The 13,838-nt window shown below is 61.4% G+C and carries 11 protein-coding genes and 1 pseudogene; 1 reads left to right on the top strand and 11 read right to left on the bottom strand.

All coding sequences use genetic code 11. The annotated features are described in order from the left end of the window. Positions 1 to 2: 2 nt before the first annotated feature. The 8 genes and pseudogenes from LCH64_RS02475 to arnB form a co-directional block, all read right to left on the bottom strand. Positions 3 to 1,363: pseudogene (locus LCH64_RS02475) on the bottom strand (UDP-glucose/GDP-mannose dehydrogenase family protein). Continuing rightward, complete coding sequence (gene arnF, locus LCH64_RS02470) at positions 1,360 to 1,773, bottom strand: 4-amino-4-deoxy-L-arabinose-phosphoundecaprenol flippase subunit ArnF (RefSeq protein ID WP_003224724.1); 414 nt, start codon at positions 1,771 to 1,773, stop codon at positions 1,360 to 1,362. Before arnF ends, LCH64_RS02475 begins: the two are co-directional and overlap by 4 nt. Next, entirely contained in the window at positions 1,770 to 2,114 is a 345-nt protein-coding gene (gene arnE, locus LCH64_RS02465) for a 4-amino-4-deoxy-L-arabinose-phosphoundecaprenol flippase subunit ArnE (RefSeq protein WP_003224726.1), read from the bottom strand. Before arnE ends, arnF begins: the two co-directional genes overlap by 4 nt. Next, positions 2,111 to 3,760: a lipid IV(A) 4-amino-4-deoxy-L-arabinosyltransferase gene (gene arnT / locus LCH64_RS02460; RefSeq protein WP_226499382.1), complete on the bottom strand. Its 1,650-nt coding sequence runs from the start codon at positions 3,758 to 3,760 to the stop codon at positions 2,111 to 2,113. The genes arnE and arnT overlap by 4 nt, the downstream gene beginning before the upstream one ends. After that, entirely contained in the window at positions 3,757 to 4,641 is an 885-nt protein-coding gene (gene arnD, locus LCH64_RS02455) for a 4-deoxy-4-formamido-L-arabinose-phosphoundecaprenol deformylase (RefSeq protein ID WP_003224730.1), read from the bottom strand. Before arnD ends, arnT begins: the two co-directional genes overlap by 4 nt. Continuing rightward, positions 4,641 to 6,632 carry a bifunctional UDP-4-amino-4-deoxy-L-arabinose formyltransferase/UDP-glucuronic acid oxidase ArnA gene (arnA, locus tag LCH64_RS02450; RefSeq protein ID WP_003224731.1) on the bottom strand — a complete coding sequence of 664 codons (1,992 nt, stop codon included), beginning with the start codon at positions 6,630 to 6,632 and terminating at the stop codon, positions 4,641 to 4,643. The genes arnD and arnA overlap by 1 nt, the downstream gene beginning before the upstream one ends. Beyond that, entirely contained in the window at positions 6,629 to 7,660 is a 1,032-nt protein-coding gene (gene arnC, locus LCH64_RS02445; protein ID WP_003224732.1) for an undecaprenyl-phosphate 4-deoxy-4-formamido-L-arabinose transferase, read from the bottom strand. The genes arnA and arnC overlap by 4 nt, the downstream gene beginning before the upstream one ends. Further along, entirely contained in the window at positions 7,657 to 8,805 is a 1,149-nt protein-coding gene (arnB, locus tag LCH64_RS02440; RefSeq protein WP_103483385.1) for a UDP-4-amino-4-deoxy-L-arabinose aminotransferase, read from the bottom strand. Before arnB ends, arnC begins: the two co-directional genes overlap by 4 nt. A gap of 433 nt (positions 8,806 to 9,238) precedes the next feature. Here arnB and LCH64_RS02435 point away from each other — a divergent pair, with 433 nt between their 5' ends. Then, positions 9,239 to 10,129, top strand: a complete 891-nt coding sequence (locus LCH64_RS02435; protein ID WP_226499381.1) for a tyrosine-type recombinase/integrase — start codon at positions 9,239 to 9,241, stop codon at positions 10,127 to 10,129. Here LCH64_RS02435 and LCH64_RS02430 read toward each other — a convergent pair whose 3' ends face one another. The 3 genes from LCH64_RS02430 to LCH64_RS02420 are packed head-to-tail and all read right to left on the bottom strand — an operon-like array spanning position 10,130 to position 13,797. Continuing rightward, positions 10,130 to 11,188 (bottom strand): ABC transporter ATP-binding protein, encoded by a 1,059-nt coding sequence (locus LCH64_RS02430; protein WP_226499380.1) that lies wholly within the window; start codon positions 11,186 to 11,188, stop codon positions 10,130 to 10,132. Further along, on the bottom strand, positions 11,185 to 12,780 hold the full coding sequence (locus tag LCH64_RS02425) for an iron ABC transporter permease (RefSeq protein ID WP_226499379.1): 1,596 nt from the start codon (positions 12,778 to 12,780) through the stop codon (positions 11,185 to 11,187). The genes LCH64_RS02430 and LCH64_RS02425 overlap by 4 nt, the downstream gene beginning before the upstream one ends. A gap of 3 nt (positions 12,781 to 12,783) precedes the next feature. Further along, positions 12,784 to 13,797 carry an iron ABC transporter substrate-binding protein gene (locus LCH64_RS02420; RefSeq protein ID WP_226499378.1) on the bottom strand — a complete coding sequence of 338 codons (1,014 nt, stop codon included), beginning with the start codon at positions 13,795 to 13,797 and terminating at the stop codon, positions 12,784 to 12,786. Positions 13,798 to 13,838: the final 41 nt, after the last annotated feature.

The raw sequence follows: 13,838 nt of genomic DNA, 5'->3' as shown, positions 1-13,838 counted from the left end.
TGTTAGGCCACTGTTGCAGCGGGATCGGCAGTTTGCGCGAATCACCACGGCCGATCGGGAAGTACTTGAAGCCGTTGCGCGCCAGACGCTCGGCGTCGTACAGGTTGCGGCCGTCGAAGATCACCGGGGCTTTCAGGCGTTGCTCGATCAAGTCGAAATCCGGCGCCTTGAACTGCTGCCATTCGGTGCAGATGATCAGCGCATCGGAACCTGACAGCACCGATTCCGGGGTGCCCATCAGCATCAGTTTTTCTTCGTTCGGATACAGATGCTGGGTTTCCTGCATCGCTTCCGGGTCGAACGCACGAACGCTGGCGCCAGCGGCGAACAGCGAATCGAGCAGGACACGGCTCGGTGCGTCGCGCATGTCGTCGGTGTTCGGCTTGAACGCCAGGCCCCACAGGGCGAAGGTCTTGCCGCGCAGATCACCCTTGTAGAACGCGTTGATGCGGTCGAACAGCTTGTGCTTCTGCCGCTCGTTGATCGCCTCGACCGCTTGCAGCAGATCGCTGGAGCAATGCGCCTGTTCGGCACTGTGGATCAGCGCGCGCATGTCTTTGGGGAAGCACGAACCGCCGTAACCGCAGCCCGGGTAGATGAAGTGGTAACCGATGCGCGTGTCGGCACCGATGCCCTGACGGACCGACTCGATGTCGGCGCCCAGGTGTTCGGCCAGTTCGGCGATCTGGTTGATGAAGCTGATCTTGGTCGCCAGCATGCAGTTGGCGGCGTATTTGGTCAGCTCGGCGCTGCGCAGGTCCATGAACATGATGCGGTCGTGGTTGCGGTTGAACGGCGAGTACAGGTCGCGCATCACATCGCGCACTTCGTCACCTTCGCAGCCGATGACGATGCGGTCCGGACGACGGCAGTCCGACACCGCCGAACCCTCCTTGAGGAATTCCGGGTTGGACACGATATCGAACTGCAGCTCACGACCGGCCTTGTCCAGCGCGGCTTGAATGTGTGCGCGCAGGGTGTCGCCGGTGCCGACCGGCACGGTGGATTTCTCCACCAGGATCAACGGCTGCTCACGGTGGCGCGCCACGGCGTCACCCACCGACAGCACGTATTTCAGATCGGCCGAACCGTCTTCACTGGACGGTGTGCCCACGGCGATGAACGCGACGCGACCGTGTTGTACGGCAAGTTTTTCATCGGACGTGAAATGCAGGCGACTGGAGTCCAGGCCTTCGCGTACCAGGCTCGACAGGCCCGGTTCAAAGATACTGACGTGACCCTGGCGCAGCAGTTCGACTTTCTTCTGATCGATGTCCATGCACACGACGTCGTGACCGACTTCGGCCAACACGGCGGCCTGCACCAGGCCAACATAACCGCTACCAAATACTGTGATTTTCATGGAGCACTCCTGAATTCGGGCGCACGAGACGGACGAGTGTTAATAGTGATGACCCCGAGCATGACCAGTGCCACGCCCAGCGATTTAGTGAAACTGAACGATTCGTTGAACAGCGGCAGACTGGCCGCCAGCAGGTACACCAGCGCGTAGCTGATGCTCAATAGTGAATAAGCCCGGCCCAGCGGCAGATCGCGCAATGCCGCGAGCCAGCAGAGCATCGACAGGGCGTAGGCGAAAATTGCCACCAGCACCACCGCCAGTGCCGACAGATCGACACTGCCGGCGCTCAGCGCCGTCAGCCATTGTTCCGGTTGCGGCAGGCGCGTCATGCTCCAGCGCATGCCCAGTTGGGCACTGCTGACCAACCCCACGCTGGCGAGGGCGAAACCGATACCACGTGCCTTGTTCATGACTGTTGCCCCAGCAAAACCACGCCGCCGATCACCAGCGCCACGCCCAGCCAATGCTGGCGGTCGATGGGCTCGCGAAAGACGAAGCGGGCAATCAGGGTGATCAGCACGAAGTTGAGGCTGAGCATCGGGTAAGCGATGCCCACTTCAAGACGTTGCAACACCAGCAGCCACACCAGCAGCCCGCTGCCGAGAGAAACCAGCGCCAGCCACAACCATGGCGAACGCAGTTTGTCGGCCCAGGACGAATCAACGCCGCGCCAGCTCTCCACGGCGAATTTCTGCGCGACTTGCCCCAGGCACGTCAGCAGACACGCCGTCAGTAACAGCAACCAGCTCATGACGGATCCTTGGGCAGCACCATGATCACCAGATTGCCCGATTCGTAACGGGTACCGTCCTTGGGCAGCAGATCCAGCTCTTCGAGCTCGTCCTGGCCCTTGACGCGCATCAGCACACCGACCGATCCGCTGCGGCGTGCTTCACGTACCCATTGTTGAACGTTGTCCTTGGTGAGTCGGCGCTCGGCGCCTTCCGGGTAGGAAAGACCGTACTTGAGTTCGCCGACCGTGTTGTACAGCGCGACCTCCGGTTGTTTCATGCGCCAGGCCAGTGCCGCCGCCGCGCCCAGATCGTTGCTCAGCAGATGCGTAGCGCCGGACAGTTCAGTGACGTGATGACGGACGAACTGATCCGGGGTCTTGTTGGCCACCACCGATTTGGGCAACGCCGCCGGCAGGATCCCGGCCAGCAACAGACTGCCCAGCGCCGGCGCCGCCCAGCATTGCAGCGGCAGGAACGCTTGCGCGAGGTTGGCGATGATCCAGCCGATCAGGGCGATGAACACCAGCACCATGCTGTGCAGTTCGTGGTCGTACACCGGTTTGTTCAATTGCAGATAAACCAGTGCGATCAGCGTGACCACACCCAACAGCAGGTTCAGCAGACCGTTGATCCCCAGCGCCCGACCTTGTTCAAGACGCAGGCGATCAGCCAGCGCATTGCCCAGCAGCAGTGCCAATGGCAGCAGGCACGGCAGGATGTAGGTCGGCAGTTTGCCGTTGCTCAGGCTGAAAAAGCCCAGCGGCAGCCACAGCCACAGCAGCAGGAAGACCATCTTCGGCTGGGCACGGGTTTGCCAGGCTTGCTTGAACGCGGTCGGCAACAGACCGACCCACGGCAGGCTGAACGCCACCAGCAGCGGCAGGTAAAACCACCACGGTGCATCGTGCTGCGCATCGTCACCGGCAAAGCGGCGAATGTGTTCGTGCCAGAAGAAAAACCGCCAGTAATCCGGCTCCTGCGCGTGCACCGCCAGTGCCCACGGCAAGCTGACGATGATCGCGATGGCAATCGCCACCGGACCGAACACCAGCAGTTCACGCCAGCGTTTCTGCCAGAGCATCCACGGCAACGCGATCAGTACCGGCAACAACCAGGCGAGAAAGCCCTTGGTCATGAAACCCATGCCGCAGGCCAGCCCCAACAGCGCCCAGGCGCCCAGACGTTGCCCGGTGCTGCGGCCGTCGAGCGCAAACCACAGCGCCACCAGGCTCAGGTTGACCCAGAAGGTGAATTGCGGATCAAGGTTGGCGTATCCGGCCTGGCCGGCGACGACCGTGAAGCTCATGTAGAGCAGGGCGCAGACGAAGCTCTTGCGCGGATCGTTCCATAGCCTGCGCGCGACCAGGTAGGCCAGCAGCACACTCAAAGCGGTGCTGAGGGCCGACGCGAAGCGCACGCCGAACAGGTTCTGCCCGAACAATTCCTGGCCGATGGCAATCATCCAATAGCCGGCAATCGGTTTCTCGAAATAACGCAGCCCCATGAAATGCGGCGATACCCAGTTGCCACTGAGCAGCATGTCCTGGCTGATCTGTGCGTAGCGGGTTTCGTCGGGGATCCACAGGCCATGGGTGTGCAACGGCAACAGATAAGCCAGCAGACAGAGGCCGATCAACAACGGCAGTGCCCAGCGTCTGGTCATGCGCCTTGCACTCCCAGCCAGCCTTCACGGCCTTCGAGCGCACCGCGTTGTACGCGGCCTACGGGCAACGTGTTGAAGAACTCGGGCAACAAGTCACCCAAGGGTTTGAAGTCAATATTGCGCTGGCGTGCATCGGCCAGCAATTGACGAAAATCCTGAGCCATCAGAATCCCTTCTACTTCGGCATGAATGGTGTAGACGTTGAGTGCTTGCGCCTGGAACCGGTCGAGGATGAAGGCGTTGAAGTCCTTCGCCGCCACGTGCGGGCCGACGACTTCGTCGAAGGTCGGCAGGTCCACCGGAATCTGCGGAGTCCCCGGCGTGCCGTCCGCCAGCAGCGGACGGAACAGGCTCTGCCCGCGACAATCGCTGTTGTAGCGAAAGCCGAAGGCCTGTTTGGCCTCGATCACGCGCTCGTCCGCACGCCAACCGGCGGCGGCCGAACACTGGATCTTTTCTCCGAGGATGTCGCTCAACGTGTCGACGCCCTGACGAATCTGTTCGATCAGTTGGGCATCGCTCCAACGCCCGGCGTTGGCCTGCCAGCCATGGTGATCCCAGGCGTGCAGGCCGACTTCGTGACCGGCGTCCCGGGCCTGACGCATCAGGTGCCCGAGATCACGGCCAATCGGTTTGCCGGGCCAGGCAGTGCCGGCCAGCAAAATGTCCCAGCCGTAGAGGCCAGCAGCGTTGGAGCGCAGCATTTTCCAGAGGAACTGCGGGCGGATCAGGCGCCACAGATGCCGACCCATGTTGTCCGGGCCGACACTGAAGAAAAACGTTGCCTTGACCTGCGCCTCGTCGAGCATCTCCAGCAGCCGCGGCACACCTTCTCGGGTGCCGCGGTAGGTGTCGACATCGATACGAAGACCTGCCTGCATTACTTCTTGTCCGCGATTTCGAGCATGGCTTCACGCAGGAAGAAGTCCAGGGTGTTGCCGATGGTTTCGCGCATTTCCACGGTCGGCTCCCAGTTCAGCAGGCGCTTGGCGTTGGCGATGCTTGGCTTGCGGTGTTCCACGTCCTGGTAACCGGCACCGTAGAACGCCTTGCTTTCCACGTCGCGGAAACCGGCGAACGGAGGGAAGTTGTGACGCAGCGGGTGCGCTTCGAACTGACGCAGCAGCTCTTCGCCCAACTGACGGATGCTGGCTTCGTTGTCCGGGTTGCCGATGTTGATGATCTGGCCGTTGCACACGTCGTTGTCGTTGTCGATGATCCGCGCCAGCGCCTCGACGCCGTCAGCGATGTCGGTGAAGCAACGCTTCTGCTCGCCGCCGTCGAACAGACGGATCGGCGTGCCTTCCACCAGGTTCAGAATCAGCTGGGTGATGGCGCGGGAGCTGCCGATTCGCGCCGAATCCAGACGGTCCAGACGCGGGCCCATCCAGTTGAACGGACGGAACAGGGTGAAGTTCAGGCCCTTGGCGCCGTAAGCCCAGATCACGCGGTCCAGCAGTTGCTTGGAGACCGAGTAGATCCAGCGCTGCTTGTTGATCGGGCCGACGATCAGGTTCGAGCTGTCTTCGTCGAAGTTCTTGTCCTGGCACATGCCATAGACTTCCGAAGTCGACGGGAAGATCACGCGCTTGTTGTACTTGACGCAGTAGCGAACCAGTTTCAGGTTTTCTTCGAAGTCCAGCTCGAATACGCGCAGTGGGTTGCGGGTGTATTCGATCGGGGTGGCGATGGCCACCAGCGGCAGGACCACGTCGCACTTCTTGATGTGGTACTCGATCCACTCGGAGTGAATGCTGATGTCGCCTTCGACGAAGTGGAAGTTCGGGTGGCTGCGCAGACGCTCGATGGCGTCGGAGCCGATGTCCAAACCGTAGACTTCGTAGCGGTCGTCACGCAGCAGGCGCTCGGACAGGTGGTTACCGATGAAACCGTTGACGCCCAGGATCAGTACGCGAGTACGACGTGGCGCACGACCGGATTCGGCGCCGCGCAGCAACGAGCCATCCACCAGACCCAGTTCGTTGGCCAGTTGCGGGCCGCTGAGGTACAGACCGTTGTCGTTGCGCTGACCGGCGTTGATCACCAGCGAGTCTTGACCGCAGGCAATGCGCAGCGGATCGACGCTGATCACGCGACCTGGCGCCTGGCCTTCGTTGCCCTTGACGACTTCAGCGCTCCAGACGATCAGTTTGTGCTCGCCCACGGCGCAGAAGGCGCCCGGGTAAGGACGGGTCACGGCGCGCACCAGGTTGAACAGTTCTTCGGCCGGTTTGGCCCAGACCAGTTTGCCGTCCGCCGGGGTGCGGCGACCGAACACGGTGGCTTTGGATTCGTCTTGCGGGGTTTCAGTGATCTTGCCTTGCAGCATGTTCGGCAGGGTGTCGCGCAGCAGGTCGCTGGCGGCTGTGCGCAATTTGGCGTGCAGGGTCAGACCGGTGTCGCTGCGCTCGATGGCCACGCGTTGCTGGGCAACGATCGCGCCAGCATCTGCGCGCTTGACCATACGGTGCAGGGTGACGCCGGTTTCGGTTTCGCCGTTGACCAGCACCCAGTTTGCCGGAGCGCGACCGCGATAACGTGGCAGCAGCGAACCGTGCAGGTTGAACGCGCCTTTTTTCGCCAGGGCCAGCAGTGGCTCGCTCAGCAGGTTGCGGTAGTAGAAGGAGAAAATGTACTCCGGGTCCAGCTTGGCGATGCGCTCGATCCACAGTGGGTGGTTGGCGTCTTCCGGTGCGTGTACCGGAATGCCTTTGTTCGCGCACAGTTGTGCAACCGACGCATAGAACGCGTTTTCTTTCGGATCATCGGCGTGAGTGAACACTGCTGCAATGTCAAAGCCGCTGTTGAGCAGGGCTTCAATGCCGGCGCAGCCAATATCGTGGTAGGCGAAGACAACAGTTTTTGCACTCATGAGAGAACCTGATCGGAAGTGGAAGAAGTAGCGGTAGAAGAAAGACCATCAACGGTGACGGCAGGGGCCGGATCGGCCGGCTGGCTGCGCAACACCTTTTCGATGAAGAAACGCGGACGGGCGCGCACATCGCTGTACATGCGGCCCAGGTATTCACCCAGCAGCCCCATGCCGATGAACTGGCCACCGGTGAACACGAACAGCACGGCGAACAGTACGAAGGTACCGCCACCCGCCCAGCCGGCACCGAACGCCAGACGCAGAATGATCAGTGCGACGGCGAACAGCACACCCAGACCGGCCATAGCGAAGCCGACGATGCTGAGCAAGCGCAGCGGGGTGGTGGTCATGCAGGTGACCAGATCGAACATCAGGTTGATCAGGCGCATCGGGCTGTATTTCGAGTCGCCGTGTTCACGCTCGGCGTGGGCCACGACGATTTCAGTGGTATGACGGGCGAAGCTGTTGGCCAGGATCGGGATGAACGTGCTGCGCTCACGGCAGGCGAGCATCGCGTCGATGATGTTGCGGCGGTAGGCGCGCAGCATGCAGCCGTAGTCGCTCATGGCAACGCCGGTGGAGCGCTGCACGGCAAGGTTGATCAGCTTCGACGGATACCGGCGCAGCGCCGAGTCCTGACGATTGCCGCGCACGGTCCCGACCACGTCGTAACCTTTTTCGGCTTCGGCCACCAGCCGTGGGATTTCTTCCGGCGGGTTCTGCAGGTCGGCGTCGATGGTGATGACCACGTCGCCCTTGCACTGTTCGAAACCGGCCATGATCGCGGCGTGCTGACCATAGTTGCGGTTGAGAATGACCGCCACGAACGGGCTGTTTTCACGCCCGGCGGCTTCTTCGAGCATGTTCGCCGATTCGTCGCGGCTGCCGTCGTCGACCAGCACGATTTCGAAGTCGTGATGCAACTGGCGGCAGGCCGCCTCGGTACGACGCAGCAGCTCGGGCAGGCTTTCCTGCTCGTTGTAGACCGGGATGACGATCGACACACTGCGGATTGGATAAGGTTTCACAGGCGTTTTTCCATGATTTGTGCGATGGCACCGACAACACGGTCAAGGTCTTGATCGGTCATGTCGGGGAACAGCGGAATCGAGCACAGCCGCGCCGAGTTCCATTCGGTGTTGGGCAGGTAGAGGTCGGGGTCACGCTGGCGATACCAGGTGTGCAGGTGGGTGGCAATGAAATGGATACCGGTGCCGATGCCCTGATCCTGCAAAGCTTTCATGAAAGCTTCGCGATCCATGCCGCAACGCTCGCTGTCTATGCGCAGGATGAACAGGTGCCAGGCGTGTTGCTGGGCGTAGTCGGGCAGGGCCAGCGGTTGCACTGGCAAGCCTTCGAACTTCTGCAGATAGCTCGTGGCCAGTTCAGTGCGACGGGCGTTGATTTCGTCCAGACGCTGCAGTTGCACCAGGGCAATCGCGGCGTTGACGTCGGCGAGGTTGTACTTGAAACCCGGCTCCATCACTTGCGCCTGCGGCTTGCGGCCACCGGTCAGACGGTCATAGGCGTCGACGCCCAGGCCGTGGAATTTGAGCATGCGCACACGGCTGGCGAGGGCTTCGTCGTCAGTGACGAACATCGCGCCTTCGGCACAGGTCATGTTCTTGATCGCATGGAACGAGAAGATCGCCGTGCCTTGCGAGCCGACGTGACGTCCCTTGTAGCGGGTGCCGGCTGCGTGGGCGGCGTCTTCGATGACCGGGATGCCGTGCTTGTCGGCGAGGGCATACAGCGGATCGAGATCGAACGCTGCGCCGGCATAGTGCACCGGAATGATTGCCTTGGTCCGCGGGGTGATGGCCGCTTCGATGCGCGCAGCGTCGGTCATCAACGTGTCGCGGTCGACATCGACGAACACCGGTTTGGCGCCCAGCAGGGAGATCATGTTGGCGGTCGAGACCCAGGTCTGCGACGGGGTGATGACTTCGTCGCCCGGGCCGATGCCCAGGGCCAGCAGCGTGATATGCATGCCGCCGGTGGCCGAAGACAAGGCTACCGCGTGCTTGCAACCGACATACTGCGCAAACTGCTCTTCGAGTGCCTGGTTTTTCGGCCCCGTCGTGATCCAGCCTGAGCGCAGAACCTGCTCGACAGCTGCAATTTCCTCATCGCCAATACTGGGGCGGGAGAAGGGGAGAAACGCCTGACTCATGGGCACCTCGATACGGAAAATAATAGACAGACTCTCCGAAAATTATCGGATCCAACCCAAGCGTAGACGCAAAAAAAGGTTTTGCATCAAGAAGTTGCTAAAAATACACAACGTCGGGGGCTGGTTGACTTTTCAGACGCCGCCCGGCAGGTTGGGCGCTATCGAACAGAGAATCTATCGGCACCAAGGTTATTCCCGATTTTGTGAAAGGAATATGAAAAACCGGTCGGAGATTCGTTTATCTGCAATTCATACAGCCACTGTTCAGTCTTCTGCGGGTAATCGCCGGTTTTTAGAAAAAGTCCGACTGAATTACTCTTCTTTTATTAAGTGGATTGCGATTGTTAGTTGCAGAGTTGAACAGTTTTTAATCAAGGCCTTTCGTTTGACAGACTCACCCGTTTTACCTTCAAGCATTGTAAAAAACAATCCTATGTCCTTGTATTTGGCGCGTTTGGCACCTTCGAGCCAATTAACCATGCGTTACGTTTTACAGGACGCCGCTGACCGTCTGGGTTTCGAAGACATGAATGTCGAAGAGATTCCCTGGCATGCGTTACAACCCGAAGATGTTGTGGGTCTTGTCGCGGCGTTGCGCGCAGACAACTACGCACCCAACACTTCTTCGTTGTATGTGAATGCCGTGCGCGGGGTCATGAATGAAGCCTGGCGCATGAGCCTGATCAGCCAGGAACATCTGTTGAAAATGCGCTCGGTCAAGGGCATCGCCGGCACGCGGCTGTCTCAGGGGCGCAATCTCAAGCGCACGCTGATTCACGAATTGATGGAAGTCTGCGCCGCCGACCCGCGCCCGCAGGGCCTGCGTGATGCGGCAATCATCGCGTTGCTGTACGGGACCGGCATGCGCAAGTCGGAATCGGTGGATCTGGACCTGGATCAGGTCGACTTCAGCGAGCGCAGCCTGTGCGTCACCGCCAAGGGCAACAAGCAGTTGATCAAATACGCGCCGGCGTGGGCGTTCAGCAAGCTCAATGCCTGGCTCGAACTGCGCCGTTCACAGCTCAAGGAAGGCGAGAGCGACGATGCGTTCCTGTTCAACCGCATTCGCCGTGGCAGCCACATCACCCGCGAGCGCATCACCAAGCACGCGATCTATTACATCGCCCGTCAGCGCGGGACGCAGGTCGGGGTGAAGATCATGCCCCACGATTTCCGTCGCTCGTTCATCACCCGGGTGATCGAGGAGCACGACCTGTCGATCGCGCAGAAACTCGCGCATCACAGCAACATCCAGACCACCGCCAACTACGATGTGCGCGATGACAACGAGCGGCGGCGGGCGGTGGATCGCTTCGATCTCTGATCAGTTCAGGCCAAACACATGCGCCGCACCGAGCACCGACAGTTGCACCGCGCTGCCGGCGGGCGGCGCGTGCATGCCGGAGCTGCGCACCAGAATCGAACGGGCCGGATCCTGAGTCGCGGACGAGCTCAGTTCAACCGTCAAGGTGCAGGTATTGCCGGCGAAATCGCGGTCGATGACCAGCGCATGGCAGCCTTGACTGTCAGACGCCACTTCGGCGATCTGCAATTGTTCGGGGCGCAGCATGATCTGCGCAGCACCGCTGAAACCGTTGCTGTTCACCGCCACCTGACCCAGATCGCAGTGCGCCCAACCCGCCTCGATCCGCGCGGGCAGCACCACGGCTTCGCCGAGAAAGTGCGCAGTCTGCTCATCATTTGGATAGCGGTAGAGATCCATCGGATGCCCGGACTGCACCAGCCGGCCGTTGCGCATCACCGCCAATTGATCGGCAAACGACAACGCTTCGCTCTGGTCGTGGGTCACCAGAATGGTGGTGACGCCCGAGTCTTCGAGCAGGCGCGCGACCATTTTGCGCATGGCACTGCGCAAACCGGTGTCGAGGGCAGAGAACGGCTCATCGAGCAGCATCAGCCGTGGTTGTTGCGCCAGTGCCCGGGCCAGGGATACGCGCTGTTGCTGGCCACCAGACAATTCGTGGGGCCAACGGTTGGCCATGTTGGCGTCGAGGGCGACGCTGTCCATCAACTCAAGGATGCGCTGGGTGCGGGCCGCACCGGTCAGGGCCAGGCCGAAACCGATGTTCGCCGCCACCGTCATGTGCGGGAACAACGCGCCGTCCTGCGGGACGTAGCCGATCTGCCGTTGATAGGCCGGCACTGCGTGGCTGCGGTCGACCAGCGTCTGGCCGTTGAGCGTAATGCTGCCGCTGTCGGGAAACTCGAAGCCGGCGATCATCCGCAACAGCGTGGTTTTGCCGGAACCGGAGGGGCCGACGATCACTGTGCGGCTGCCGGTCGGCACGTTGAGGCTGACGTCGTCGAGCGCCTTCTGCGCGCCGAAGGTTTTACTGAGGTTGAGCAGTTCGAGAGCGTTCATCGGCCAGCGGTACGCCTGGATTGGTGATAGAGGATGGCCGTCAGCGGCAGGGAAAGCAGGATCATCAGCAGCGCATACGGCGCTGCGGCGGCGTAATCGATTTCGCTGGTCATCGCCCAGAAACCGGTGGCGAGGGTGCGTGTGCCGTTGGGTGCGAGCAGCAGGGTTGCGGTCAGTTCATTGGTGATTGCCAGAAATACCAGGGCTGCACCTGCCGCCGCGCCGGGGGCCGCCAGGCGTACGGTGATCAGCCACAATGCGCGTATCGGCGAGCGGCCAAGGCTTTGCGCGATGTTTTCCAGCTCGACCGGGGCCTGTGCGAAACCGGCGCGCAGGCTGACCAGTGCTCGCGGCAAGAACATCAGCAGGTAAGCCAGCAGCACGGTGATGGTGGTCTGGTAGATCGGCCGGGCGAAATGGATGGTCACAGTGACCAACGCCAGCGCGACGACAATGCCGGGCAGGGAGCTGGTGATGTAGTTGCAGCCTTCCAGCAAGCGCTGCAGTTTGCCGGGAGAACGGATCGACAGCCACGCGATGGGAATCGCCGCGACACTGGTCAGCAACGCGCCGGCCACGCCGTACGACAAGGTCTGCAGCAAGGCCGGCAAAAGTTCGTCGCCTTCCCAGACCTGCACACCACCGGCCACCAGCCAGCGGCCCAGCGTGAGCAACGGCACACCGAGTGCCAGCAGGCAGGTCAAGGTTTGCAGCGATAAAGCCAGGGTTGTCACGCCTCGGCCCAGTTGCACGCTGCGCTGGTCACGGGCGCTGCCGGAACCGACTCGCGCGTAGCGGGCGTTGCCACGGGCGGCAGATTCGGCGGTGAGCATCGCCAGACAGCACAGCGCCAGAACGCCAGCGAGCATGTTGGCCGCCGGGCCGTTAAACGTCGATTTGAACTGATCGAAGATCGCCGTTGTGAAGGTGTCGAAACGGATCATCGCGTACAAGCCGTACTCGGCCAGCAAATGCAGACCGACCAACAACGCGCCACCGCAGATTGCCAAGCGCAATTGCGGCAACACCACCCGAAAGAACACCGCCCACGGCTTTAGTCCCAAGGATTGCGCGACGTCTTCAATCGCCGGATCGAGACGGCGCAAGGTCGCGGCAATCGGCAAATACAGAAACGGGAAATAGGCGATCACCGACACCAGCACACCGGCCGGCAGACCGTGGATCGACGGAATCAGGCTGACCCACGCGTAACTGTGGACGAACGCCGGCACGGCCAACGGTGCGACCGCCAACACTGACCACAAGCGTCGGCCAGGCAGGTTGCTGCGTTCGGTCAGCCAGGCCAGGGTTGTCCCGAGCACGATGCACAAGGGCAGGGTTATCAGCACCAGCAGCACGGTGTTGATCAGCAATTCGCCGACCCGCGGGCGAAATATCATGGCTTCGATGGTTGCCCAACCGGTGTACCACGACACGCCGATCACGAAGGCAATCGGCAGCAGTGACAGCAATGACACCAGCACCGCCGAGCTCACCACCCACGAGCTGCCACGCCCGGCCAGCGCGCGGGGCGGGTGGAGGAGGCTGGCGGGGGCCGTCGCAACGGCCGGTGCAGGCAAGGTTTCGGGCATCACTTAGAGCAATCCGGCCTGGGTCATCAGCTCGACGGCTTTTTTGCTGTCGAGGGTCGAAGCATCGACTTTCGGCGCATCGAGGGTTTTCAGCGGGGTCAGCTTCGGATTGGACGGCGCGTCTTTGCCCACGGCGTATTCGAAGGAGGTGCCGGTTTCGAGAACTTCCTGGCCTTCCTTGCTGGTGATGTATTTGACGAACGCCTGCGCCTGCTCCGGATGCTTGCTCGATGCCAGGACGCCGGCGCCGGAGGTGCTGACGAATGCGCCCGGATCCTGATGCTTGAAGTAGTACAGGCGAGTGTTGTTGCTGTTTTCGCCGGTCTTCGACTGATCGACGAAGCTGTAATAGTGATAGATCACGCCGCTGTCGATCTGCCCGGCGTTCACCGCTTTGAGCACCGCGCTGTTGCCGCGATAGATGGTTGCATTGGTCTTCATGCCCTTGAGCCATTCCAGCGTGGCGGCTTCGCCTTTCTGTTGCAGGACGGCGGCGACAATCGCCTGGAAGTCGGCGCCAGCCGGGGAGGCAGCCCAGCGGCCTTTCCATGCCGGGGTGGCGAGGTCGAGCAGGGATTTGGGCAGGTCTTTTTCAGTCAGCTTGCTCGGGTTGTAGACGAACACGGTGGAACGGGCAGCGATGCCGACCCAATTGCCGTGGGCCGGGCGGTAAGCGGAATCGACTTGCTCAAGGGTCGCAGGCGCCAGCGGGGCGAACAGTTTGGCATTGTCCACCAGCACCATCGCCGGGGAGTTCTCGGTGAGGAATACGTCTGCCGGCGAGGCGGCGCCTTCCTGCACGAGCTGGTTGCCCATTTCGGTGTCATCGCCGTTGCGAATGGTCACCGGGATCCCGGTTTCTTCGGTGAAACCGGCCACCCAAGCCTTGGTCAGCGTTTCATGCTGCGCGTTGTAAACCACCAGACCCACCGAGTCGGCGGCAAACGCCTGCCCGGTGCCGAGCAATGCGGCGGCCAGCAATGCGCGCTTGAAGAAGGATGGAAGGCGTGGATTCATTCGGGCAGCTCCTGTTTTTAGACGTTATGAGCAAACCCTCG

It is taken from the genome of Pseudomonas sp. MWU16-30322 (assembly GCF_020515535.1).
Lineage (GTDB): Bacteria > Pseudomonadota > Gammaproteobacteria > Pseudomonadales > Pseudomonadaceae > Aquipseudomonas > Aquipseudomonas fluorescens_H.
Note: the sequence above shows the minus strand (reverse complement) of the source record. Positions and strands in the feature narration are given on the sequence as shown.

Excerpts from the sequence above, each read along its gene's own strand:
- arnF (WP_003224724.1), bottom strand. The coding sequence starts at position 1,773 with ATGAACAAGGCACGTGGTATCGGTTTCGCCCTCGCCAGCGTGGGGTTG.
- arnE (WP_003224726.1), bottom strand. The coding sequence starts at position 2,114 with ATGAGCTGGTTGCTGTTACTGACGGCGTGTCTGCTGACGTGCCTGGGG.
- arnT (WP_226499382.1), bottom strand. The coding sequence starts at position 3,760 with ATGACCAGACGCTGGGCACTGCCGTTGTTGATCGGCCTCTGTCTGCTG.
- arnD (WP_003224730.1), bottom strand. The coding sequence starts at position 4,641 with ATGCAGGCAGGTCTTCGTATCGATGTCGACACCTACCGCGGCACCCGA.
- arnA (WP_003224731.1), bottom strand. The coding sequence starts at position 6,632 with ATGAGTGCAAAAACTGTTGTCTTCGCCTACCACGATATTGGCTGCGCC.
- arnB (WP_103483385.1), bottom strand. The coding sequence starts at position 8,805 with ATGAGTCAGGCGTTTCTCCCCTTCTCCCGCCCCAGTATTGGCGATGAG.
- LCH64_RS02435 (WP_226499381.1), top strand. The coding sequence starts at position 9,239 with ATGTCCTTGTATTTGGCGCGTTTGGCACCTTCGAGCCAATTAACCATG.
- LCH64_RS02430 (WP_226499380.1), bottom strand. The coding sequence starts at position 11,188 with ATGAACGCTCTCGAACTGCTCAACCTCAGTAAAACCTTCGGCGCGCAG.
- LCH64_RS02425 (WP_226499379.1), bottom strand. The coding sequence starts at position 12,780 with ATGCCCGAAACCTTGCCTGCACCGGCCGTTGCGACGGCCCCCGCCAGC.
- LCH64_RS02420 (WP_226499378.1), bottom strand. The coding sequence starts at position 13,797 with ATGAATCCACGCCTTCCATCCTTCTTCAAGCGCGCATTGCTGGCCGCC.